Annotated in this window: 16 protein-coding genes, 13 tRNA genes and 4 rRNA genes; 3 read left to right on the plus strand and 30 right to left on the minus strand. The window is 56.7% G+C overall.

The features are described 5' to 3' along the window. Window positions 1-14: 14 nt before the first annotated feature. The 6 genes from EAV92_RS16310 to ppc form a co-directional block, all read right to left on the minus strand. Entirely contained in the window at window positions 15-1,373 is a 1,359-nt protein-coding gene (locus tag EAV92_RS16310) for a CdaR family protein (protein ID WP_123042087.1), read from the minus strand. Next, window positions 1,366-2,214: a diadenylate cyclase CdaA gene (cdaA, locus tag EAV92_RS16315; RefSeq protein ID WP_123042088.1), complete on the minus strand. Its 849-nt coding sequence runs from the start codon at window positions 2,212-2,214 to the stop codon at window positions 1,366-1,368. The genes EAV92_RS16310 and cdaA overlap by 8 nt, the downstream gene beginning before the upstream one ends. A gap of 150 nt (window positions 2,215-2,364) precedes the next feature. After that, the gene (locus EAV92_RS16320; protein WP_123042089.1) at window positions 2,365-2,979 is read right to left on the minus strand and encodes a zf-HC2 domain-containing protein; all 615 of its coding nucleotides are present in this window, start codon (window positions 2,977-2,979) and stop codon (window positions 2,365-2,367) included. Window positions 2,980-3,093: 114 nt separating this feature from the next. Further along, window positions 3,094-3,666, minus strand: a complete 573-nt coding sequence (sigW, locus tag EAV92_RS16325; RefSeq protein ID WP_420888784.1) for an RNA polymerase sigma factor SigW — start codon at window positions 3,664-3,666, stop codon at window positions 3,094-3,096. Continuing rightward, the gene (locus EAV92_RS16330; protein WP_164472814.1) at window positions 3,663-4,580 is read right to left on the minus strand and encodes an EamA family transporter; all 918 of its coding nucleotides are present in this window, start codon (window positions 4,578-4,580) and stop codon (window positions 3,663-3,665) included. Before EAV92_RS16330 ends, sigW begins: the two co-directional genes overlap by 4 nt. An 85-nt stretch (window positions 4,581-4,665) precedes the next feature. Beyond that, window positions 4,666-7,458 carry a phosphoenolpyruvate carboxylase gene (gene ppc, locus EAV92_RS16335; RefSeq protein ID WP_123042091.1) on the minus strand — a complete coding sequence of 931 codons (2,793 nt, stop codon included), beginning with the start codon at window positions 7,456-7,458 and terminating at the stop codon, window positions 4,666-4,668. A 326-nt stretch (window positions 7,459-7,784) separates the two neighbouring features. On the opposite strand from ppc, the gene EAV92_RS16340 reads away from it, so the two are divergent. Further along, on the plus strand, window positions 7,785-8,021 hold the full coding sequence (locus tag EAV92_RS16340) for a DUF2188 domain-containing protein (RefSeq protein ID WP_123042092.1): 237 nt from the start codon (window positions 7,785-7,787) through the stop codon (window positions 8,019-8,021). Window positions 8,022-8,143: 122 nt separating this feature from the next. Here EAV92_RS16340 and EAV92_RS16345 read toward each other — a convergent pair whose 3' ends face one another. The 21 genes from EAV92_RS16345 to EAV92_RS16445 form a co-directional block, all read right to left on the minus strand. Next, window positions 8,144-10,084 (minus strand): hypothetical protein, encoded by a 1,941-nt coding sequence (locus EAV92_RS16345; protein WP_123042093.1) that lies wholly within the window; start codon window positions 10,082-10,084, stop codon window positions 8,144-8,146. 136 nt (window positions 10,085-10,220) lie between these two features. Beyond that, window positions 10,221-10,294, minus strand: a tRNA-Gly gene (locus tag EAV92_RS16350). Between the two features lie 10 nt (window positions 10,295-10,304). Beyond that, window positions 10,305-10,381, minus strand: a tRNA-Pro gene (locus EAV92_RS16355). A gap of 33 nt (window positions 10,382-10,414) precedes the next feature. Beyond that, window positions 10,415-10,491, minus strand: a tRNA-Arg gene (locus EAV92_RS16360). A gap of 6 nt (window positions 10,492-10,497) precedes the next feature. Then, window positions 10,498-10,572 (minus strand) — tRNA-Gly (locus EAV92_RS16365). Window positions 10,573-10,732: 160 nt separating this feature from the next. Then, window positions 10,733-11,599, minus strand: a complete 867-nt coding sequence (locus EAV92_RS16370; protein ID WP_123042094.1) for a sugar phosphate isomerase/epimerase family protein — start codon at window positions 11,597-11,599, stop codon at window positions 10,733-10,735. Between the two features lie 185 nt (window positions 11,600-11,784). Continuing rightward, window positions 11,785-11,867 (minus strand) — tRNA-Leu (locus tag EAV92_RS16375). A gap of 17 nt (window positions 11,868-11,884) precedes the next feature. After that, window positions 11,885-11,960: transfer RNA gene (locus tag EAV92_RS16380), tRNA-Lys, on the minus strand. Window positions 11,961-11,968: 8 nt separating this feature from the next. Further along, window positions 11,969-12,043 (minus strand) — tRNA-Gln (locus EAV92_RS16385). A 25-nt stretch (window positions 12,044-12,068) separates the two neighbouring features. Continuing rightward, a tRNA-Val gene (locus tag EAV92_RS16390) sits at window positions 12,069-12,144 on the minus strand. Between the two features lie 3 nt (window positions 12,145-12,147). Continuing rightward, a tRNA-Glu gene (locus tag EAV92_RS16395) sits at window positions 12,148-12,222 on the minus strand. Between the two features lie 24 nt (window positions 12,223-12,246). Then, window positions 12,247-12,322, minus strand: a tRNA-Thr gene (locus tag EAV92_RS16400). Between the two features lies 1 nt (window position 12,323). Then, a tRNA-Asn gene (locus tag EAV92_RS16405) sits at window positions 12,324-12,399 on the minus strand. A gap of 45 nt (window positions 12,400-12,444) precedes the next feature. Continuing rightward, window positions 12,445-12,561 (minus strand): 5S ribosomal RNA (gene rrf, locus EAV92_RS16410). An 87-nt stretch (window positions 12,562-12,648) separates the two neighbouring features. After that, a 23S ribosomal RNA gene (locus tag EAV92_RS16415) occupies window positions 12,649-15,578 on the minus strand. A 111-nt stretch (window positions 15,579-15,689) separates the two neighbouring features. Next, window positions 15,690-15,765: transfer RNA gene (locus tag EAV92_RS16420), tRNA-Ala, on the minus strand. 16 nt (window positions 15,766-15,781) lie between these two features. Beyond that, a tRNA-Ile gene (locus tag EAV92_RS16425) sits at window positions 15,782-15,858 on the minus strand. A 38-nt stretch (window positions 15,859-15,896) separates the two neighbouring features. Beyond that, window positions 15,897-16,013, minus strand: a 5S ribosomal RNA gene (rrf, locus tag EAV92_RS16430). 133 nt (window positions 16,014-16,146) lie between these two features. Further along, window positions 16,147-17,699: ribosomal RNA gene (locus EAV92_RS16435) — 16S ribosomal RNA — on the minus strand. The 16S, 23S and 5S rRNA genes sit together here with 9 tRNA genes alongside, the layout of an rRNA operon. Window positions 17,700-18,008: 309 nt before the next feature. Beyond that, window positions 18,009-18,230: a hypothetical protein gene (locus tag EAV92_RS16440; RefSeq protein WP_123042095.1), complete on the minus strand. Its 222-nt coding sequence runs from the start codon at window positions 18,228-18,230 to the stop codon at window positions 18,009-18,011. A gap of 134 nt (window positions 18,231-18,364) precedes the next feature. Continuing rightward, the gene (locus EAV92_RS16445) at window positions 18,365-18,976 is read right to left on the minus strand and encodes a stage II sporulation protein M (RefSeq protein ID WP_164472815.1); all 612 of its coding nucleotides are present in this window, start codon (window positions 18,974-18,976) and stop codon (window positions 18,365-18,367) included. A 114-nt stretch (window positions 18,977-19,090) separates the two neighbouring features. Here EAV92_RS16445 and pdaB point away from each other — a divergent pair, with 114 nt between their 5' ends. Further along, window positions 19,091-19,876: a polysaccharide deacetylase family sporulation protein PdaB gene (gene pdaB, locus EAV92_RS16450; protein ID WP_123042097.1), complete on the plus strand. Its 786-nt coding sequence runs from the start codon at window positions 19,091-19,093 to the stop codon at window positions 19,874-19,876. Between the two features lie 4 nt (window positions 19,877-19,880). Here pdaB and EAV92_RS16455 read toward each other — a convergent pair whose 3' ends face one another. Continuing rightward, the gene (locus tag EAV92_RS16455; RefSeq protein WP_164472816.1) at window positions 19,881-20,492 is read right to left on the minus strand and encodes a KinB-signaling pathway activation protein; all 612 of its coding nucleotides are present in this window, start codon (window positions 20,490-20,492) and stop codon (window positions 19,881-19,883) included. Window positions 20,493-20,627: 135 nt separating this feature from the next. Between EAV92_RS16455 and gerD the strand changes: the two genes are divergently transcribed. Beyond that, the gene (gene gerD, locus EAV92_RS16460) at window positions 20,628-21,323 is read left to right on the plus strand and encodes a spore germination lipoprotein GerD (protein ID WP_123042099.1); all 696 of its coding nucleotides are present in this window, start codon (window positions 20,628-20,630) and stop codon (window positions 21,321-21,323) included. Window positions 21,324-21,399: 76 nt separating this feature from the next. On the opposite strand, the gene EAV92_RS16465 is transcribed toward gerD, so the two are convergent. Together EAV92_RS16465 and cwlD are read right to left on the minus strand one after the other, a co-directional pair. Then, window positions 21,400-22,524, minus strand: a complete 1,125-nt coding sequence (locus EAV92_RS16465) for an Mrp/NBP35 family ATP-binding protein (RefSeq protein ID WP_123042100.1) — start codon at window positions 22,522-22,524, stop codon at window positions 21,400-21,402. Window positions 22,525-22,575: 51 nt separating this feature from the next. Then, complete coding sequence (gene cwlD / locus EAV92_RS16470; RefSeq protein ID WP_241158573.1) at window positions 22,576-23,271, minus strand: N-acetylmuramoyl-L-alanine amidase CwlD; 696 nt, start codon at window positions 23,269-23,271, stop codon at window positions 22,576-22,578. Window positions 23,272-23,308: the final 37 nt, after the last annotated feature.

Here is a 23,308-nt window from a genome sequence, read left to right on the forward strand (position 1 = left end):
TTCCTTAAGCCCCTTTATGGTGTACTTCCCTGCTGCTGATCGGGAGTGCTTGAACTTGTTCCATCGGTCTGCGACGGTGACGGGCTTTCGCCCGCTCCGGCTCCCCCGGCAGCCGCGTCTCCGCTGCCCGGAGTCGCGTTCGCCGGAACGTCCGCCGTGATCTCGATCGTCGCCGTGCTCGTGCCTCCCGATTGCTCGATAAAGCGTGGAGAATTCACGATCAAAGGCACCGTGTGCGTTCCCGGCCCTTTGCCGCTCAGATCGGCGTCGACCGTGACGTCGCCCGGCTGCAGCTTGCCCAGCCTGGACGGGGAACCTTTCATGACGATGTCCGCCTTGCCCGTGGCCGGGTCGACGAATTTCACCGACATGCCCTCCCCGAGGCCCTTGACGTTGATCGGCAGGCCTTCGAGCGAACGCGTATCGGACAGCACTACCTCCACGTTGACGACGACCTCCGCCGGCGATATCTCCGTAATCGGCGATTCGGCCTTCAGCGGAACGGTGACCTTGCCCGACTTGGTCAATTCGGCAAGCTGCAGATCGGCTTCCACCGATTCGATCTTGTCGAGCGCCTCTTTCGGGCCGTAAATCGTCACTTGTTCCGTGTTCGGCTCGAACGTATCGATACTCAGTCCCGGCGGCATTTTGCCCACCATCACGAACTGCAGCGGCACCGTTTTGAACGGATTCGTAATCGGGACTTCCACTTCCACGACGGCGGGATCGATGATCGCTCCTTCGATGACCTTGCCGTCTTGGTCGTATGCGGCAAGCTTCACCGATTTGTACTTGATCGCTTTCGTTTCGCCGTCGATCGTGACCGTCGCTCCGACTTTGCTTACTTGTGCCAATGTATTCTTGGGCAGCGTGACGTGTACCCGGTTCGTCGGCTTCAGGATTGGCGTTCCGGCGATATAGCCTTCCGCCGGCGTTCCCCGCGTTCCGATTTCGATTTCGAATTCCTTGGTTTGCAAAGCCTCTACGGTGACCGATACCGCGCCCGGCGTCATCTCCACCAGTTGGATGCCTCTGGGCAAGTCCAATTGCAGCGAGAGCGTATGCACGCCCTCCGTAACTTGCCTTAAATCGACCTGCAGCCGGTAATCTTCCTTGCGGGCTGCCAGCAGATCGCTGCGCGTTCCGCGTACCGTGAGCTTCACGGTTTGCGGGTCGAGGCCGTTCAGCACGTAACTCCGTTCGTCCAAGCCGTAGGCCTCGATTTTGACGCCGTCGATTTTGCGCGTCTCCATTAAGGAAGCGACGCTGTTCGGCGACGACTCGGGATCGAAATGCACGACCGCCCACATGATGATGCCGATGGCCAGCGCCATGATTTTGATCGCCGTCGGGTGGTTGAGCCATTTATCCATGGCGTTCACCCTCTTTCCGTTTCCAGAGCGATTTCCAATTCCACTTGGAATCCGTGCCCGAGGATTTGCGGAATTGCGGCCGAAGCTCCTCGAACAGCTTGGAAATGAGCGATTCCTCTTTGATGTCGCGCACCACTTGCCCGTTAATCGCGAGCGAGACTTGTCCCGTTTCTTCCGATACGATGACCGAAATGGCGTCGGACACTTCGCTCACGCCGATCCCGGCGCGGTGCCGCGTTCCCAGTTCTTTGCTGATGAACGGATTTTCGGACAGCGGCAAATAGCACCCCGCCGCCATGATCTGGTTGGCCCGTAAAATCACGGCTCCGTCATGCAGCGGTGTATTCGGAATGAACACGTTAATGAGCAGCTCCGAACTGAGCGACGATTCCATTTTGATGCCGGATTCGATGTAATCGTTCAAGCCGGTATTACGCTCGAAAACGATTAACGCCCCGATCTTTCGACGGGCCAAATAATTAACGGACTTAATGACTTCGTTGATCCGTTGGCTGACGTCTTGGTCTTCCGCCGAGCTTCTCGTGAAAAGCTTGCCTCGGCCGAGCTGCTCAAGCGCGCGACGAAGTTCGGGCTGGAAGATGATCAGAACGGTGACGACCCCGAACGTAAACACCTGGTTCATGAGCCATTTGAGCGTGTACAGGTTCAGCCAGGTGCTGAGCGCCCAGGTGACGACCAGCAATAAAATGCCTTTGAGCAGCTGCACCGCGCGGGTGCCTCTGACGAGCAGAATCATCCTGTAAACCAGATAACTGACGATCAGGATGTCCGCGATGTCTTTAATCGAACTTTGCCATGTCAGCCCGGTAAAATAGTCCAAGACGCGACCCCCCGTCCCGGCGCCGTATCGTGTCTGCTGAAAAATGTCGGATTACGCATAGGATTGATCTAGAACCATTTCTCTACTCTTCTCCCGAAATCCTGTCTGGCGAATAAAAAAACCTCCCCGCGAAACCAGGGAGGCTCACCGTCATGAACCGTACGCCAACGTTCCGAACCAGGATCTCACTTTGTACCAGGCCCAATCGACCGCGCGGTCGATCTCTTGCACATGCCCCGCGATATGGGCCGTCGACGCCAGCGTAACATTCCCGTCGATCACCGTCAAATCTCCTTTGACGTTGCCGAGCACTTCCGCGCTTCCGTTCACGACGGTCAAGTCGCCGGACACTTCCTTGCCCTCCGGCACGATGACGGTCGATCCCTGGATAATGACGTTCTCCAGATCCGGCCCCGCGACCGACAGCTGCCGGTCTTGGTTCCACATGGTGACGAAGCTGGACAGCATCACGATCAGGAACAGAGCGGCGGCGGACACCGCGGGATGCCGGCGCACCCAGCCGGTCCATGCCGCGGGTCTTCGGCGCGTCTTCGGGAGAGCGCCCAAGATGCGCTCCTCCAGCCCCGCCGGAGCCTGCGCGAAGGGCACCGCCCTGACGAGCGCTTCCGTCCGCGCCAGGGCATCGTAGCGGCTCTGGCAGGCCGAGCACTCGTCCATATGCTTGCTCAGGCTCGCCGCATCGTCGCGGTCGAGATCCCCGTCCAAATAATCATGCATCATTGCGACGGCAACCTTGCAATCCATCTCTGCCATCCCTTTCTGCGTTGAAGACGCTCCGTTCGTAAGCGCCGTTGCGAGTTGCTCCTATACCATACGTTCGTTACCCGGACGTGGTTTCACGGAAGCGCGCGGAACGGGCTACAATTTGTTCTCCAACTTTTTCCGGAGAAACTCGCGGCCGCGATGAACCCGCGTTTTGATCGTCGTCACCGGCATATCCAGCACCTCGGATATTTCCTGAAGCGACATGTCCTGTAAGTACCGAAGAACCATCACCGACTTGTACTTGGCCGGCAGCGTCTCCATCGCCTGATGGATGACCCTCTGCGTTTCGGACAGCAGCAGCTCGCTTTCCGGCGTTCGATCGTCGCTCGGCAGCATCGCGTATCCGTCCAGGCCTTCATGGTCCGAAGACTCCGCATCCAGCGAATAGACGCTGCGCCGCTTCCGGAGACGGTCGATGCACAAATTGGTGGCGATCCGGTAAATCCACGTGGAGAACTTCTGGTTTTCGTCATAGCGTTCCAGGTTTTTGAACACCCGGAGAAACGTGTCCTGAACGACGTCTTCCGCTTCCTGGCGGTTGCCGGTCATCCGGTAGGCCAGGTGGAACAGCTTGTCCTTATAGAGACTGACGATTTCCGCGAACGCCCTCTGGTCCCCTTTGCGGGCCAGCTTGGCCAATCGCGTGTCCATTGGCTTCAACGTCATTCCTCACTTCCCGTCCGGCGGCCTTGCGGCTCCCGGCGGCGGCCCTGGGCCGCCATAATACCCGCCAAAATCAGCGCGACGCCCGCCCCTTGCCACACCGACAACGGTTCTCCCAGCATGACCGCGGCCGCCAGCACGGCGACCGGCAGTTCGAAGGAACCGAGGAGCGCGGACAAACCGGATCCGATTTTCGGAATGCCGGCGTTAAAGCAGACGGTCGGCAGCGCCGTACCCAATATACCCAGCAGCAGACCCCAGACCGGCAGCGGAACCGCTCCGTCTCCCGCGAACGATCCCGTCCCTTGCACCGCCAAGATCAGGACCAGGGAGACGGTTCCCATGACCGCCGATTTCGCGAAAGACTCCAAGTTCTCCGGCAGGAAACCCGATAGGAAGAAAAACAGGCTGTACGCGGCCGCGGAGAGCAGACCGTACATCACCCCTTCCGGGTTCACGTCGCCGAGCCCCCTCTCAAGCAAGCCCACGGACAAGATCGTGCCCGCGAAAATGAGGAGCACCGCCAGCCATTCATGCCGTTTGGGCCATCGTTTCGCTCGAAGGCTTTCTAGCAAAATGGTAATCCAGGCATATTGAAAAAGCAAGACGATCGAGAGCGACGCGTCCAGCCGCGACAGTGTCCGGTTGTACAGCAGCGTCGTGAGCGCCAAGCCGCACGCTCCGACGACGATGACCTGAAGCCAAACCTTGGCGCTCATGCGGAAGGTCGGACGGAAACGCGATTTGAATAATAGCAGCAGCCAGAGCAGAATAGCTCCCGAAAGCACCTGCATGAACGTTAAGGCGTACCCTTCCCATCCGTCCTGTTCGGCGGACTTGAACACCGGCGATACGAATCCGTAGCTTGCCGCGCCCGACAATACCAGAAGGACGCCGGCGAAATTCCGTTTATTCATGTTGCGGCTCACTTTCATAAACGAAAGGCCCGGATCGGAACCCGGGCCTTCTGGATGTGTGTTTAACGATGAAGCTTCAGCCGAATCAGCCCGTATTGCGGAGGCCGGCGGCGATTCCGTTGATGGTGAGAAGCACCTCGCGGAGCAGCTCGGCGTCGTCCTGGCCCTGTTGGCGCAAATCGCGCAGTTCGTTCAACAGCTGAACCTGGAGGTAGCTCAGGGGATCGACGTACGGGTTGCGCAAACGGATCGATTCCTGAATGACCGGTACGTTGTCGAGAATGTCCTCTTGGCCGGTAATGGCCAGGATCAGTTCCCGCGTGCGTCCGTATTCTTCCTCGATGAGGTTGAAGATACGCGTGCGAACCGACTCTTCCTTGATCATGCCGGCATATTCCCGGGCGATGAGCAGGTCCGCCTTGCCGAGCGCCATCTGCAGGTTGTCGATCAGCGTGCGGAAGAACGAGTATTCGCGGTACATCGTGCGAAGCGTCTCGAGCTTGCCCGCATCCCCTTGCACGTACGATTGGAACGACGTGCCGGCGGCATACCAAGCAGGGAGCAAGTAACGGCTCTGCGTCCAGGAGAACACCCACGGGATCGCCCGAAGATCTTCGAAGCGTTCACTGTTTTTGCGCTTGGAAGGACGGGAGCCGATGTTAAGCTCGCCGATCTCCGGCAGCGGCGTCGATTCTTTGAAGAACGTCATGAAGTCCGGATCGCGGAAAATGAGGTCCTGGTACTTCGTCTGGGCCTTCTCCGAAATTTCGCGCATGATGCCTTCCCATTGCGACTCGGCCGTGTCTTCCTGCGCCGGATGGCGGGAGAGGTAGGCGCCGGTGAGCAATGCGCTCGTCGCTTGCTCGAGGCTGCGATACGCGATGCCTTTCATCGAATACCGGGAGGAGAGGACTTCGCCCTGCTCCGTGATCTTGATGCCCCCGCCGATCGTGTGCGGCGGTTGGGCGAGAATGCTGCGGTTCAGCGGCATGCCGCCGCGTCCGAGCGCTCCTCCGCGTCCGTGGAAGAATTTCAGCTTCACGCCGTGTTCCTTGGCCGTGCGGGTCAGTTCCTTCAGCGCGATGCGCAGCTCCCAGTTGGCGGTCACCATGCCGCCGTCCTTGTTGCTGTCGGAGTAGCCGAGCATGATCTCGTGCAGGTTGCCGGCGTTCGCCAGGCATTCCCGGTAGAGAGGCAGCTCGAACAGCCTGCGCATGATCGCCGGCGCCGCATGCAGGTCGTCGATCGTCTCGAACAACGGTACCGACTGGATCGAGGAAGCGACGGTGCCGTCTTCGCGGCGGCGGTACAAGCCCGCTTCCTTCGCGAACACCATCACTTCGAGCATGTCGCTCGCGGATTCCGTCATGCTGATCAGATAAGTGCCGGTGCAGCCTTCGCCGATTTCCTGCTGGGCCCGGTGAATCGTCCGGTACACCTCCAGGATTTCCTTGCTCGCGTCGGACAATTCCACCGTCTCGTTCACGAGCGGGCGCTGGTCTCCCAACAGGCCGTGCAGCAGTTCGACCTTCTCATCCTCGCCGAGCGCCGCGTAATTGTCGGTGACGCCGGCTTTGGCGAGAATCTCGACCATGGCGTTCTCGTGTTCCTTGCTGTGCTGGCGAACGTCGAGCTGCGCCAGATGGAAGCCGAACAGCTCCACTTGGCGGATCATCTTCTTGATCAGCGTATCCGCAACGTAGTCGGCGAAATGATGCCGGAGGCTCCGGTCGATCAGTTCGAGGTCGCGGATCAGCTCGGAAGGATTATGGTAGCGCTTGGCCGTACCCAGAGTGGCTTCGTCGCGCATGTTGGCAAGCTTCTGGCGCATGTAGGTCAATTTGACCCTGTACGGTTCCTTGTCGTTCGTCCAAGGGTCCACCGACGTGAGCTCCACGTTCGCGCGGTCCGTTTCGATCGAAGAGAGCAGCTCATCCGTCACGTTCACGATCGTCGTGCTGAAGCTCATTTGGCCCTTCAGTTCGCGAATGACCTCTTCATACTTATGGATCGCGAGATTCCGCTGCATTTGCAGCGTCCTCCACGTCACCGCGGCCGTTACGGAAGGGTTGCCGTCGCGGTCGCCGCCGATCCATGAGCCGAAACGCAGATACGTCGGCGCGTGCCAGGATTCCTCGGAATAATGCTTGGCCAGGCAGCGCTCGAGCTCATCGTACACGTCCGGCAGCACGTCGAACAGCGTTTCGTGGAAGAAGTACATGCCGTTACGCACTTCGTCGATGACGGTCGGCTTGCGTTCGCGAAGCTCATCCGTTTGCCAGAGGGTCAATACCTCGTTCAGCAATTGTTCGCGGAGCTTCTCCCGCTCGCGGTAGGTCAGCGTAGGATTGTCCAGCTCCATCACTTGGTCGGCAATCCGCTTGTGGATGTCAAGAACCGCCCGGCGCGTCGCTTCCGTCGGATGCGCGGTCATGACCAGCTCGAGGGAAATATCGCCGAGCATGTCCCGGATTTCCTCGACCGGAATGTTCTTGCTCTTCAAATCCTGGACAACGCTCTCGATCGAACCCGGCTGCACCGCCTCGCCCGCGGAACGCTCGTAATCGCGCTTGCGGCGGATGCGGTGGTTTTGTTCGGCGATGTTGACCAATTGGAAGTAAATAGCGAACGCCCGAATGACTTGATGCCGGATTCCCGGCTCCAGCGTTTGAATCGTATTCACGAATTCGTGGTAAAGCTCCGGCAAAAACTCGGCGCGAAGCGCTTTGCTCATTTCCCGGATTTTCTCGACATGATCCAATAGCTCCCGTCCGCCTTGGTGGACAAGCACTTCCCCAAGAATGTTGCCGAGGAAACGCACGTCGCGCCGAAGCAGATGGTTGGACGGAGTACGCCCCGTCGAAGCCAATTCCGTCATTGCTTTCACCTCAAAATTCCGACTGCTGGCACACAACGTCGATTGCGGTCAGTCGTCCATCTTTTTAGTAGGATTCCACATGTATTACCCTTCTTGCTATGATACTACATTCATTCCCGAAAATCTTCACCCGATTTTGCGCGAAATTGTTGTTTCCTGTCCAAAACCGGGTAAAGGTGGATAGGAGACCCTATTTCCTTTGACGGGAGGGATGCAGGATGACCAAGAGACAGCGCTCGCTCAGAAGGTACCTGACCATGCTCGTTATCGCCGCCATCATGAAAAAAGAAAACGAAAGCGACGTCGCATAGAGAGGAGGAGGTCCGATGGCGCGATCCGATCGCAAACCCGCCTCCGTCCATACCGTTCCGAACCGAGAGGGCGGATGGGACAACAAGCAGGGAGGCAAGACCATTCATCATGAAGATACGAAAAGCGAAGCGGCAGCCGCCGGACGCGAGGCCGCGAAGCGGGACCGAACGGAACATGTCATCCATAACCGGGACGGACGCATTTCAGGCAGCGACAGCTACGGCCATGACCCGTTTCCGCCCCGCGGATAAAACCGCCCCCAAGTATGAAGCGGGGCGGTTTTGCTTTTTCCGGATCAATGCCCCGACTTGATGCCTTACGTTTGAAGAAGGACGGCCCTGGGTAAGGGCCGTCCTTCCTGCATGTTCCGCGATTAATTGGGCGCTGAAAGCTCGCTGGTTGGGTTCTCGACGATCAGGCCGATTTCCGTCGCGTCTTTGCTTCCTCCCGACGATTGCAATTCGGCGCGGAGGTGATATAAGCCGTTATGGAAACGATCGGTATCGAGGTAAAACGGCCGGGGAAGTTCCTTTCCACTGAACAATTCCGTCCTGCCGAAAGTAACCTTAATATTTTCGATTTGTTCCCCTTCCGGAACGAGCGCTTCGATGTCCAACTTCAGCACTCCTCTGATCTTTTGTCGTTCGACCAGCCCTCCGCGAAGATTGACGGCCGGTTTCGGAGCCGGAGCCACGAACACCCCGTCGATCCATAATTGGCCGTTCCTGCGTTCCATTTCGCCGCCCGCGGGAACGACCACGATGACCGCAGCATGATGGCTCGGCAAAACGAACGAAGCATGGCGCACCGCTCCCCTCGCGACGAATGTACCTTTCACCGTATCGTACAAGTCCACCTTTTCGTCGCCGAGACCGGTCACCTCCACCGTTTCCTCCGAGCCGAACGGATTAAAGTACAAATAGGTCGGGTAGGCTTCGCGATGATAGTAATCGGTTTTCAGGCAATCGATCTTCATAATGCCCTCGACATTCGTTTTCTCGACCAATCCGCCCATGAAGCCGACATGGCTGCCGCTGTATAGGGAGAAATCCGTCTTCCCCCAGCCTAATACCGTCGGATCGCCGCTGGCATAAGGCGATTTGCCTTCATACTCCTTCCGGAGACCTTCATAGGGAATGACATGGTTCGGATCGCCTTTCCAATCCGCACCCGATTGGTTTTCTGCCGGAAGCCCGTCCACGTAAAACAGCTTCGCTTGGTTGGCGAAGTTGAGCATCCATTTCGCGACGTCCCGAGCATATCGGGGATCGTAGCGGACGAACGGGGCCAGCGTGCTGAAGAGGTGAAAACCGTTCATCAAAAAGATATATCCTCCGTAATCCTTCAGGTTGCCCACGAGACCGTGCATGTCGTAGTTGGCCCACCGCTCCGTGCACATTCCCCAATCCGGACGGATCTGCGTTCCGCCCTCGAAGATCCAATTCAAGAACTTGCCGACGTCGTAACACTTCCCCTGCTCAACATCCATTCTGGCAGCCAAATAGGGGGAATAATACATCAACAGCTCATAGTAAGGACTGTCCGTCTGACGCTCGAGAAATTCCATGCACTGTTCGGCCGTTTTCAAGTAAACGGGGTCGCCGAAACGGGAGTATGCCATATACATCAACATCGCGACTCCCGATGCCGCATCGGGCTCTTTCCATTTGCCGTTGTCGATGGGTTCCATGTTTCTGAAATCGAAAGACGCATACCCGAAATTCGGCCGCCCGGTCTCGTCTTTGAGGATATCCACGGCTTCGACCCAGCGGTCGGCGGACTCGCGCATGATCCTTTCCATTTCCGGTTCGTTCGGATAGAAATAAGCGAGAGCATAATAAAGCGCGTGCGATTGAATTTCGTACCAGAACGAATCGCCGGCAGGAACGTTGGGAAACCACACGAACACCTTGTCCTGCTTGTTGTAAAAGGTCTGAAGCATTTTAACGAAGTTGTTGCCGTCCTGGTTGCTCTTGTCGATACCGGCCAGCGTGGCGCCGAGCACCGCGCCCATGCACGTGATCGCTTCCTGGGTGCCGTCTCCGCCTTGAATGTGCTTGCCCACATACGACATCAAGCCGAACGTATCCTCGTCCATATTGTAGTGCGTTCTGTCCCGCCATATAAGCGGCAGATAGTCCCCTTCCAGATTGAAATCGAAAACGAAGCGGTCGAATTCCAAAGCGGTCCGATGCCAATCCCGGATCTCGAACGGATTAGGCAGGTTGGGCATTTTCTGCACGAGGTGGATGATTTTTTGCGGCGTGCTTTTCTCCGATTCTTGCTGCGTTTGCCCCAACTCATTCGAGTGCATCGTCAGGCCTCCTCTGGGTGTGTTACTTCATTTTCGTAATTTTATATACCCCCATGAGGTTGTCTTGCCACATCGCACCCTTTTCGGGAACAACAAAAAAACCCTTGTTTTCACAAGGGTTTCACGCTCTTAAGTATGGAGCGGGTGATGGGAATCGAACCCACGCTACCAGCTTGGAAGGCTGGAGTTCTACCATTGAACTACACCCGCGTAATGGAAGTGGTCGGGACGACACGATTCGAACATGCGACCCCCTGGTCCCAAACCAGGTGCTCTACCAAGCTGAGCTACGTCCCGTTACTAAGGTGTTGCTTCCATGTTGCTACGAATTGGCGCGCCCTGAGAGATTCGAACTCCCGGCCTTTAGATTCGTAGTCTAACGCTCTATCCAGCTGAGCTAAGGGCGCAAATTATGGAGCGGAAAACGGGATTCGAACCCGCGACCTTCTCGTTGGCAACGAGATGCTCTACCACTGAGCTATTTCCGCATATCTGTTATTGTCACCGCTTTGCTAACCGGTTTCCCGAAGGCGACAATAAGTAATATACCAAAGATCAAAACAGAATGCAAATGGTTTTTTGTGGTTTTGCGGAAAAAGTACGGGGAGGAAGAAAAACGGCCTTTCCTCCCCTTCGGCAAGGCATTCATTAGGCGTTCTCCGTTTCACTCCATAGCCGCTTGATGTTCTCCAGCCCCACGCGTGCTCCCCATTTGCAATCCTCGATTCCTTCGAACTCCAGGGACAGATAGCCGTCGTATCCTGAGGCACGAATGAGTTTGAACACCTCGCGCATGGAAATGTCGCCTTGGCCGGCTACAGCGCCTCTCAGGTAGCTGCCTGCGGAGGAACGGAACCAGCCCTCTCCGGGATTCTGATGGGCCGGGCGCCTGTAGAAGTCCTTAATGTGCACCATAGAGGCGTACGGCAGGTTGTTTCGGACTCCCACGATGGATTCTTCGTCCACGCAAAGGAAGTTGCCGATGTCCAGCGTGGTCCTGAAATTCTCTCGCCCGGTTTCGTGGATGAGCGCTTGGACGCGATCGCTGGCTTGGATGTAGAAGCCGTGGTTCTCTACGCTAGTGGTGATGCCGTACGGGGCGGCATAGTCGGCAATCCTTCTGCAAGCCTCGGCGAGCCTAGGGAGCTCCTGCAGGAAGTGCCGGATCGAGGCATCGGGAGAGGAGGCGACGTCGTGCCTCATTTTCTTGACGCCGAGCGCTTTCGCCACGTCGACCTCTTTCCGGACGCGCGCGATTTCCGCTTCGAACTGCTCGTCGGTCAAATCGGAGAAATTCGCGCCAATCGCATAGTTCGAGATCTCGAGACCGCAATCGGATGCTTTTTGCCGGATCTGTTCCACCAGCTCCGGTTTTTCCGTCAAATCGAATCCGAGCGGAACGATTTCGACGTGCTCGCCTCCGATCTCGGCAATATAGGCGATCGCGCCCAGAATATCCATCTCGCCTTTGCGCATCGCTTGGTAAAGACTATAGCTGCTGACACCGAATTTCATGTTCCGTTTCTCCTCTCCAGGTTAGCGGCGTTCGCGTTTCCGTTTCCAAAACTCATTGTAACATGCTTTCTGGATGATAACACCACTGCATGTGGGATTTTCGGATTCATTCTCCAGAACGACGATGAAAAACTAAAAAACCTTCGAATCCAGGATTCGAAGGCCTTCGTTGTTGATTGTGAATGTGGTGCGCGTGGAGGGACTTGAACCCCCACGGTTGCCCGCCAGATCCTAAGTCTGGTGCGTCTGCCAATTCCGCCACACGCGCATGTTCGGTGCGGAAGGTGGTGAGCCATGAAGGACTCGAACCTTCGACACCCTGATTAAAAGTCAGGTGCTCTACCAACTGAGCTAATGGCTCTTGAAAAATGGCTGGGGATCTAGGATTCGAACCTAGGAGTGACGGAGTCAAAGTCCGTTGCCTTACCGCTTGGCTAATCCCCATCAGGAAGGGATCGGTTGTAAAGAATGGTGGAGGCTGAGGGGATCGAACCCCCGACCCTCTGCTTGTAAGGCAGATGCTCTCCCGGCTGAGCTAAGCCTCCATATGGTGACCCGTAGGGGATTCGAACCCCTGTTACCTCCGTGAAAGGGAGGTGTCTTAACCCCTTGACCAACGGGCCTTATGTAAATGAAGAGAAAGAAAGTGGAGCTCTCAACCGGGATCGAACCGGTGACCTCATCCTTACCATGGATGCACTCTACCTACTGAGCTATGAGAGCATGGCTCCCCGAACAGGACTCGAACCTGTGACAACACGATTAACAGTCGTGTGCTCTACCAGCTGAGCTATCAGGGAATATAAGGACCTTCAAAGGAAGGCCTGAAGGTTAATGCAAGTCCGGCCTGGCGGCGTCCTACTCTCCCAGGACCCTTCGGTCCAAGTACCATTGGCGCTGGAGGGCTTAACGGTCGTGTTCGGGATGGGTACGCGTGGAACCCCTCCGCCATTGCCACCAGATCGGATTTGTTCAAGGCTTGCGCCCTGAAAACCGGATAGCGAAACGTGAAAGCAGTGCTAAAGAAACAATCACCTGTGTTAACTGCGTAGGATAAGCCCTCGACCGATTAGTACCCGTCAGCTGCACGCGTTGCCGCGCTTCCACCCCGGGCCTATCAACCTGGTGTTCTTCCAGGGGTCTTACGAATTGGGAAATCTCATCTTGAGGCGGGCTTCGCGCTTAGATGCTTTCAGCGCTTATCCCTCCCGCACTTGGCTACCCAGCGGTGCTCCTGGCGGAACAACTGGTACACCAGCGGTGCGTCCATCCCGGTCCTCTCGTACTAAGGACAGCCCCTCTCAAATTTCCTACGCCCGCGACAGATAGGGACCGAACTGTCTCACGACGTTCTGAACCCAGCTCGCGTACCGCTTTAATGGGCGAACAGCCCAACCCTTGGGACCTACTTCAGCCCCAGGATGCGATGAGCCGACATCGAGGTGCCAAACCTCCCCGTCGATGTGGACTCTTGGGGGAGATAAGCCTGTTATCCCCAGGGTAGCTTTTATCCGTTGAGCGATGGCCCTTCCATTCGGTACCACCGGATCACTAAGCCCGACTTTCGTCCCTGCTCGACTTGTTGGTCTCGCAGTCAAGCTCCCTTATGCCTTTGCACTCTTCGCGCGATTTCCAACCGCGCTGAGGGAACCTTGGGGCGCCTCCGTTACTTTTTAGGAGGCGACCGCCCCAGTCAAACTGCCCGCCTGACACGGTCCCTTCACCGGATTCACGGTGACAGGTTAGAACTCCGATACGATCAGGGTGGTATCCCAACGTCGCCTCCACCGAAGCTGGCGCTCCGGCTTCCAAGGCTCCCACCTATCCTGTACAGACCGTACCAAAGTCCAATATCAAGCTGCAGTAAAGCTCCATGGGGTCTTTCCGTCACGTCGCGGGTAACCTGCATCTTCACAGGTACTAAAATTTCACCGGATCTCTCGTTGAGACAGCGCCCAAGATCGTTACGCCATTCGTGCGGGTCAGAATTTACCTGACAAGGAATTTCGCTACCTTAGGACCGTTATAGTTACGGCCGCCGTTTACTGGGGCTTCGGTTCACAGCTTCGGGTTGCCCCTAACCGCTCCCCTTAACCTTCCAGCACCGGGCAGGCGTCAGCCCGTATACTTCGCCTTACGGCTTCGCACAGACCTGTGTTTTTGCTAAACAGTCGCTTGGGCCTCTTCACTGCGGCCCCCTCGCGCTATTCACGCTACCGGGGCACCCCTTCTCCCGAAGTTACGGGGTCATTTTGCCGAGTTCCTTAACGAGAGTTCTTCCGCGCGCCTTAGAATTTTCATCTCGCCTACCTGTGTCGGTTTACGGTACGGGCACCTTCGCCTGGCTAGAGGCTTTTCTCGGCAGCGTGAGCACAAGACCTTCGGTACTGCAATTTTCCCTCCCCATCACAGCTCAAGGTTATAGTGTGCGGATTTGCCTGCACACACCCCTCACTGCTTGGACGAGCTATTCCATCAGCTCGCGTCCTTGCCCTCCTGCGTCCCCCCATCGCTCGTAACGGCTTACGGTGGTACAGGAATTTCAACCTGTTGTCCTTCGACTACGCCTTTCGGCCTCGCCTTAGGTCCCGACTTACCCTGGGCGGACGAACCTTCCCCAGGAACCCTTAGGCTTTCGGCGGACAAGATTCTCACTTGTCTTTTCGTTACTCATACCGGCATTCTCACTTGTATGCAGTCCACCAGTCCTTCCGGTCTGACTTCAACCCGCATACAACGCTCCCCTACCCAAGACACCTAGTGTCATGCCATAGCTTCGGTGGTGTGTTTAGCCCCGTTACATTTTCGGCGCAGAGTCACTCGACCAGTGAGCTATTACGCACTCTTTAAATGGTGGCTGCTTCTAAGCCAACATCCTGGTTGTCTTCGCAACTCCACATCCTTTCCCACTTAACACACACTTGGGGACCTTAGCTGATGATCTGGGCTCTTTCCCTCTTGACGACGGATCTTAGCACTCGCCGTCTGACTCCCGAGTACACATCCATGGCATTCGGAGTTTGACTGGACTTGGTAACCCTTGGCGGGCCCCGCACCCAATCAGTGCTCTACCTCCATGATGCTAAACCTCGAGGCTAGCCCTAAAGCTATTTCGGGGAGAACCAGCTATCTCCGAGTTCGATTGGAATTTCTCCCCTACCCCCACGTCATCCCAGAGCTTTTCAACGCTCACGAGTTCGGGCCTCCAGTGCGTATTACCGCACCTTCACCCTGCACAGGGGTAGATCACACGGTTTCGGGTCTACGACCACGTACTTAAGCGCCCTATTCAGACTCGGTTTCCCTTCGGCTCCGCCTCTACAGCTTAACCTTGCACGTGAACGTAACTCGCCGGTTCATTCTACAAAAGGCACGCCATCACCCATTAATCGGGCTCTGACTTCTTGTAAGCGCACGGTTTCAGGTTCTTTTTCACTCCGCTCCCGCGGTGCTTTTCACCTTTCCCTCACGGTACTGCTTCACTATCGGTCGCCAGGGAGTATTTAGCCTTGGCAGATGGTCCTGCCGGATTCCCACGGGGTTTCACGTGTCCCGCGGTACTCGGGATCCGTCTCGGAGAGAGCAGGCTTTTGGCTACAGGGCTCTTACCTTCTATAGCGGGACTTTCCAGTCCTCTTCGCCTAACCTGCTCTTTTATCACTCCATGTGAGACGTCCCACAACCCCAGGGAGCAAGCTCCCTGGTTTGGGCTAATCCGCTTTCGCTCGCCGCTACTGACGGAATCACTCTTGTTTTCTTCTCCTCCAGGTACTTAGATGTTTCAGTTCCCTGGGTGTGCCTCCACTCTGCCTATGGATTCAGCAGAGGGTAACTGCGCATTACCGCAGCTGGGTTTCCCCATTCGGAGATCCCCGGATCAACGCCCACTTACGGCTCCCCGAGGCATATCGCTGTTCGTCGCGTCCTTCGTCGGCTCCTGGCGCCTAGGCATCCACCGTGCGCCCTTATTAGCTTAACCTTGCTGCAATCACAAGGATCACAGTTGCAGTCAAGACACAAGGTGCTTGATGTTTTCTTCAGCGCATTGCTTTCGTTTCGCTATCCAGTTTTCAAGGTGCAAGGGTACAAATGGTGGAGACGAGGAGGATCGAACTCCTGACCCCCTGCGTGCAAGGCAGGTGCTCTCCCAGCTGAGCTACGTCCCCATGGGAATTATCAAATTGGTTGGCCTTAGTGGACTCGAACCACCGACCTCACCCTTATCAGGGGTGCGCTCTAACCAGCTGAGCTAAAGGCCAATATTGATCAGGCCATGAAAAAGACCCATAATGGGCCTGCCTGGCGGCGTCCTACTCTCCCAGGACCCTTCGGTCCAAGTACCATTGGCGCTGGAGGGCTTAACGGTCGTGTTCGGGATGGGTACGCGTGGAACCCCTCCGCCATTACCACCAGACAGGTTGCGCATGTCGCCAAACGATGCGCGGTATTCAATTGAAGGAGGCTTGCTCCCCCAAAACTGAACTCGAGCGTAATACGTGCCACTCCGCAAGCGGATGTGGACTTTATTGCCCCGAAGGGCTCCTTAGAAAGGAGGTGATCCAGCCGCACCTTCCGATACGGCTACCTTGTTACGACTTCACCCCAATCATCTACCCCACCTTCGACGGCTGGCTCCTTGCGGTTACCCCACCGGCTTCGGGTGTTGTAAACTCTCGTGGTGTGACGGGCGGTGTGTACAAGACCCGGGAACGTATTCACCGCGGCATGCTGATCCGCGATTACTAGCAATTCCGACTTCATGCAGGCGAGTTGCAGCCTGCAATCCGAACTGAGACCGGCTTTGCTGGGATTGGCTCCGCCTCGCGGCTTCGCGACCCGTTGTACCGGCCATTGTAGTACGTGTGTAGCCCAGGTCATAAGGGGCATGATGATTTGACGTCATCCCCGCCTTCCTCCGGTTTGTCACCGGCAGTCAGCCTAGAGTGCCCACCATAACGTGCTGGCAACTAAGCTCAAGGGTTGCGCTCGTTGCGGGACTTAACCCAACATCTCACGACACGAGCTGACGACAACCATGCACCACCTGTCTCCCCTGTCCCGAAGGCCGCCTCTATCTCTAGAGGATTCAGGGGGATGTCAAGACCTGGTAAGGTTCTTCGCGTTGCTTCGAATTAAACCACATACTCCACTGCTTGTGCGGGTCCCCGTCAATTCCTTTGAGTTTCAGTCTTGCGACCGTACTCCCCAGGCGGAGTGCTTAATGTGTTAACTTCGGCACCGAGGGGTGGACCCCCCCGACACCTAGCACTCATCGTTTACGGCGTGGACTACCAGGGTATCTAATCCTGTTTGCTCCCCACGCTTTCGCGCCTCAGCGTCAGTTACAGTCCAGAGAGCCGCCTTCGCCACTGGTGTTCCTCCACATCTCTACGCATTTCACCGCTACACGTGGAATTCCGCTCTCCTCTTCTGCACTCAAGTCTCCCAGTTTCCAGTGCATCACGGGGTTGAGCCCCGCACTTAGACACCAGACTTAAGAAACCGCCTGCGCGCGCTTTACGCCCAATAATTCCGGACAACGCTTGCCCCCTACGTATTACCGCGGCTGCTGGCACGTAGTTAGCCGGGGCTTTCTTCTCAGGTACCGTCACCCAGGGAGCAGTTACTCTCCCTGGCGTTCTTCCCTGGCAACAGAGCTTTACGACCCGAAGGCCTTCCTCACTCACGCGGCGTTGCTCCATCAGACTTGCGTCCATTGTGGAAGATTCCCTACTGCTGCCTCCCGTAGGAGTCTGGGCCGTGTCTCAGTCCCAGTGTGGCCGTTCACCCTCTCAGGTCGGCTACGCATCGTCGCCTTGGTGGGCCGTTACCTCACCAACTAGCTAATGCGCCGCAGGCCCATCCATAAGCCACAGCTTGCGCCGTGTTTCCCAGCAAGATCATGCGACCTCGCTGCGTATCCGGTCTTAGCATTCGTTTCCGAATGTTATCCCGGTCTTATGGGCAGGTTGCCTACGTGTTACTCACCCGTCCGCCGCTAACCTCTTCGGGAGCAAGCTCCCTCAGAGATCCGCTCGACTTGCATGTATTAGGCACGCCGCCAGCGTTCGTCCTGAGCCAGGATCAAACTCTCCATAAAGGTAAAACCTTATTGAAGAACCTTGAAGGCTCAAAAGTTAAAGCTGGTTTGTTGAGCCGAAGCTCAACCGTATTACGCTCGATGTTCAGTTTTCAAGGAGCAATTCAGCTCGGCATCCAGTGATATCGGCGCTTCGCTTTTTCGTCCGCCGCGCTAACGGCGACTTTTATAATATATCACAGCAGGCTAGGCATTCGCAACTGGTATTTTCTTTCATCCCAGCCGCGGCTCGTTCGCCATCTACCGCTTTGCCTCTCAACGAGGGGCGATAGATAATTTATCACAGGGTCCGCGGGGGAGTCAAGTCCTCTAGCGCTGGGAACGCAGTCCAACGGCATACCGGGATAGTTCCTTCGGAGAGGCGAGACGCGCGTACATGCGGAAAATGATTTTGTACCGTTTCGTGATGGCTTCCTTCACGGGCCCGTCCAGCCGGCGGTCCCCGATATCCAGAAGCATTTCGTCCAATTCCTTGCGCAGCAAATAGCCGAATTCCCTGCACTCTTTGTCCGTGAACATCATCCCGAGCATGATCGTTCGTTCCTCCTGTCGCGTATGGACGGATCGCCGGCGATGAGGCGGATGTTCCCGCTTCCGGCATGTTTTAGTGTTATGCACCAAACTGCCCCGGTTTATGACCGGAAACCGGCAATCCGTGATACGCATCAGGATCCCATGAGCCAATACGTGACCGTGCTTTCAATCCCCGCTGCGACAAGCAGCATGAGCGCAATGAGAACGAGCGCCGGAATCGTGCCCGCTGCCGTCCGGACGAAGGCTCCCCACGGTTCGGGTTTGCCTAAAGCGGAACGGAAGATCCCCTTGATCAGCGTAAAACCCAGCCGCATCCCGAAACCGCAAGCCAAGAACAAGGCGGGCAGTTCTAAAATGCCGTGCGGCAAAATCCCTTTGGCGACGAGCAGCCAGACGTTCTCTCCCTGGTCGGCCATCCCTCCGAAAAGATATCCGATGATCATTCCGTTGGTCAACAGCATGATAAACGGAAAAATGCCCGCCACGATGCCGATGTACATGGCCATGACGGATTTGCTCAGGTTATTGATAAAGATAATTCGGAAAAACGCGAGCTGGGGGTTGTCGGCTTGACGGGCCTTATCGGCCAGATCGCCGATTCCCTTCAACTGATCTCGAAGCCAATCCATAGAGCCGTTAGGCGCTCCGCCTACGATGATGCCGGCGAAAAACAAAAGCGCGGAAAACACGACGTATGGCCGGATTTCCCGCCAAGACAGGGCTAGCGCCCGGCGCGTGAACATACGAATCTCCTCCCTTTGAGGAAATAGAATAAGTCCGAGAGTCAAGCCATACATTGATAGTAGCCAAGCCCGGAAACTTATTTCCGTCGACCGAAAGGAGCCCTGTGAACCCCTATGAACTTTTTTTACGTACTGAACGCCAAAAAGATCCGGCAAACGTTATTCCTGACTTTAGCCGTACTGCTGTCCCTGGCCGTCATTTGGGTGGAAAAGGACAACCTCAGCGTGTTCGCCCCGCACCCGCCCGCAGCCGTGTACAGCGTGCCGACCGAACGCAAAGTCGTCGCCCTCACGTTCGACATCAGTTGGGGCGAAAAGCGGGCCGCTCCGATTTTGGACATCCTGGAGAACAAAGGCGTGAAGAACGTCACGTTCTTCCTGTCCTCCCCCTGGAGCAAAACGCATCCCGAGCTGGTCAAACGCATCGTGGATTCCGGGTACGAAGTGGGCAGCCACGGCCACAAACACGATAATTACAGCTCATATGGAGAAGACGAAATCCGCAAGCAAATCTCGACCGCTCACAGCATGCTGACGGAACTGACGGGCAAATCCCCGAAATTGATCCGCATGCCGAACGGAGACTTCGACAAGCGGGTGCTGAGCGTCGCGGACGATCTCGGCTATAAGGTCATCCAATGGGATACCGATTCGCTGGATTGGAAAAACCCCGGCGTGGACACGATCGTGAACCGCGTGGTCGGCAAAGCCCATCCGGGAGACATCATCCTGCTTCATGCCAGCGATTCCTGCAAACAGACGCATGAAGCGCTTCCGATCATCATCGATCAGCTCCGCGCCCAAGGCTACGACTTCGTGACCGTCGGCCAATTGCTGGGCCAAGCCGAGACGAGGGACAAAACGGTGGAAGACCGTTCCGCTTGGAACGAACTCGTATAAGCGATCAACCGGCCTTCGCGGTTTCCGATACTGCGACTTTCGTATCCAGGATCCGGTGCAGCCTCATGATCTGGTAACTGTTGCACACGAATAGCGGTACCAGCTGGAACACGAGCGAAGAAAGGCTTCCCGTACGAAAGGCAGGCACTCCTTCCAGTACGGTCACCGTGACGAGGAAAAACACGGTAGGCACCCATGCGCCGGATGTCGTTTCGTGAACCTTACGCCAGGCCACGAGAAGCGCAGCCGCCGTCAACGCAAGGGGAACCGCCCAGAACGTCGCTTCCGGAAAGTTGGTTCCGTATACTCCGTAGGCCACTTCGACCAGCACGAATGCGGTCGTAAAGCCTTGCAGCGCCACCCACAGCTGGGGTCTTTTGAAAATGCTTCTGGCAATGTAATTCAGCATGAGATAGGCGAAAAATCCCATATGCGCGAAGGCGCCGAATGTAAATCCGATCATCGCCATTTGGAACATGTTATAGAGCCAACCGTCGGCTACTATATTCCGGAACGTCGGATCGCTGAGCTGCATGCACACGCCTATGATCAAGGAAACAGCTCCGCCGATCAAAATGGTGGTTCCGAATAGCTTCATCCATTTGCGCAAATTCAAGGTTGAACTCCTCCTGCCATTTGTTCTTCCCATTTTACCAACGATCCTGCCAAAAAGCCATGAATCCACCCTGATAATCGCCCGCGGCGCTACGCATACTAGAGCCAGAATCCCCATCCGAAGGGAGAGGTCGGTATGCTTCGAAGGCTGCGGTTCGCCGGGGCGGCTGCCGCGCTTATGCTCGTGCTCGCCTCCTGCGGCCAGGAATCCAGCGACAGCGGCGGCGGTCAAATGAGCTACAAAGAAGTCAAAAGCATGGTCATCGACATTCTCGGCTCGGAGGAAGCGCAGAAAGCGATCGTGAAAGCCTCCTCCTCGACCGCCGAAGGCGGGAGCACTCTGCTCATGAAGGGCATGACGGCTCAAGACCATGAACAAGTGAAACTGGCGGTGAAGGACGTCCTCACGTCCCCGGATTACAGCCGGGTGATAGAGACGATCATGAAAGATCCGAAATTCGCGGGGGAATTCGCCAAAGCCGTCAGCAAAGACAATAAGCAGATCCACAAAGACCTCATGAAGGATCCGGGTTACCAGAAAGACATGATCGACATGCTCAAAAATCCGGAAGCGCAGCGGGTTCTGTCCGATTCGATGAAAACCACGGAGTTCCGCAAACAGATGATGGCCGGAGTGACCGAAGCCATTCAAAATCCATTGTTCAAGCTCGAAATCATGAAAATGCTGCAAACGGTCGTGAAGGATGAACTGACGCCTAAAGAAGCCTCGAGTCAAGGCGGCCAGCAGAGTAAAGGCGAAGGCCAAGGCGGCCAAAGCGGAGGCAGCAGCGGAGAAAGCGGCAGTGGCGGCGGCGGAAGCTCCGGCGGTTAAAGGTTAACGTTGCAAAATAAAAGGCTGTTCCTTCACGGAACAGCCTTTGTCGTTGTGTCGTTGTGTCGTTATGCGTTTATTTGCCGCAGCGCTCGATAACGGCTTCCGCCAATCGGTCGTAAGCTTCACCTGTCGCCGTATCGGCTTTATAGATGGATGGCGAGAAGTCAGGCTCGGAAGGATGGTTCTCCGGCGCGCCCAGCGGGAATTGAGCCAGCAAATCGGTATGCAGCGTTTCCGCCAGCTTGCCGCCGCCTCCCCGTCCGAACACGTAATCCCGCTTGCCGCAGCCGCTGCATTCGTAATACGCCATGTTCTCGACGACGCCCAGGATTTCATGGTTCGTTTTGATCGCCATGGAACCGGCCCTCGCCGCTACGAAGGCGGCCGTGGCGTGCGGAGTCGTCACGATGATCTCTTTGCTTTGCGGGATCATCTGATGCACGTCAAGTGCGACGTCCCCCGTTCCCGGCGGAAGGTCCAGAAGCAAGTAGTCCAACTCGCCCCACTCGATTTCGGCGAAAAAGTTCCGCAGCATTTTGCCGAGCATCGGACCGCGCCATACGATTGGGCTGTTATCCTCGACGAAGAACCCCATCGAAATGACCCTTACGCCAAACCGCTCGACGGGCATGATTTTCTCGCCGACCTGCTCCGGACGCTCTTCGATACCCATCATGTCCGGCACGCTAAAGCCGTATATGTCTGCGTCGATAAGCCCCACGCGCTTGCCTTTGCGGGCGAGCGCGGCCGCCAGGTTCACGGTCACGGTCGATTTGCCGACGCCTCCTTTGCCGCTCGCGATCGCGATGAACTCCACGCCGCTTTCCGGATGAAGGAGCGCATTCCGTTCCAGTCCCGCGCCATGTCCCTTTACCGGCGCGGCCGGTTTCCCTTCCTTCACGGTCCCCGCTGCGTCTTCGGGATGAAGCTTGGATAACGTCTCCGCCTTCTCATGCTCGGTCATCGGCCGAAAACGGAAATGCGGCGAAGCGGCCCCAACCGCCGCCAATGCCGCCGTCAGCTCGCGTTCCAATTCCGGTGCCCGCTCCGTGCTGTCGGGATGGAGGACCACGGTCAAAGAGGCGGACCCTTCCCTCGCCACGACGTCGCGGATCAGCCCGAGATCCGTCAATCCTTTGCGCAGCGTCGGCTCCTGGACCGCTTTTACCGCTTCCAATATCGATTCTCTCGTTAGCATCCTTGGCAACCTCCACTGTTGGACTTCCTATGCCCCCATTATAGCATAGGACTAAGGCTGGTCGCTTTTGCCGGTCGAAAACCTCAGAACGCCGCGGTATATGGCCGCCGCAACCTTCTTCTGGTAATTTTCGTCCGCCAGCAGCCTGGCCTCCTCCGGATGGGACAGAAACCCCACTTCCACGAGCGCCGCCGGCATTTCAAGCGTTTTCAGCAGATAGACCGTATCGTTAGGCTTGGCTACGCGTTCCGTGTTGCCAAGCGCGGTCCGAATTTCCGCTTGAATGTCTGCCGCAAGGCGGCTTCCCTCTACGTTCCCCGAAAAATAAAACGTCTGGGCACCCGACCACTTCGGCGACGGGATGCTGTTCATGTGAACGCTGAGCACCATGTCGGCTTTCCGACCGTTAATGAGACCGACTCTCTCCAGCAGATCCTGGGTTTTCCGCTTCGAATAACCTTTAGTCCCCGGCTTGGCCAAATCGTAGTCGCCTTCGCGGGTCAACGTGACCAAGGCACCCGCCTGCTGAAGATAATCGCGCAGGTGCAGCACGATCGCGAGATTGATGTCCTTCTCGATCGTCCCTTCCCGGCTTACCGCTCCGCCGTCCGCTCCCCCGTGCCCCGCGTCTAGGACGATGACTTTGCCCGACAGCGGAAGGGACCAATACGACCAGGTGCGCGATGACGGGATTTCCGTCAGAAATACGGCGGCCGTCAGCGCCACCAAGCCCGCGGCGATCCCCAGCCTGAACCACCCGCGCCCCGTCAGCCAGACGACAATC

The organism is Cohnella candidum (assembly GCF_003713065.1).
In the GTDB taxonomy this organism is placed as follows: domain Bacteria; phylum Bacillota; class Bacilli; order Paenibacillales; family Paenibacillaceae; genus Cohnella; species Cohnella candidum.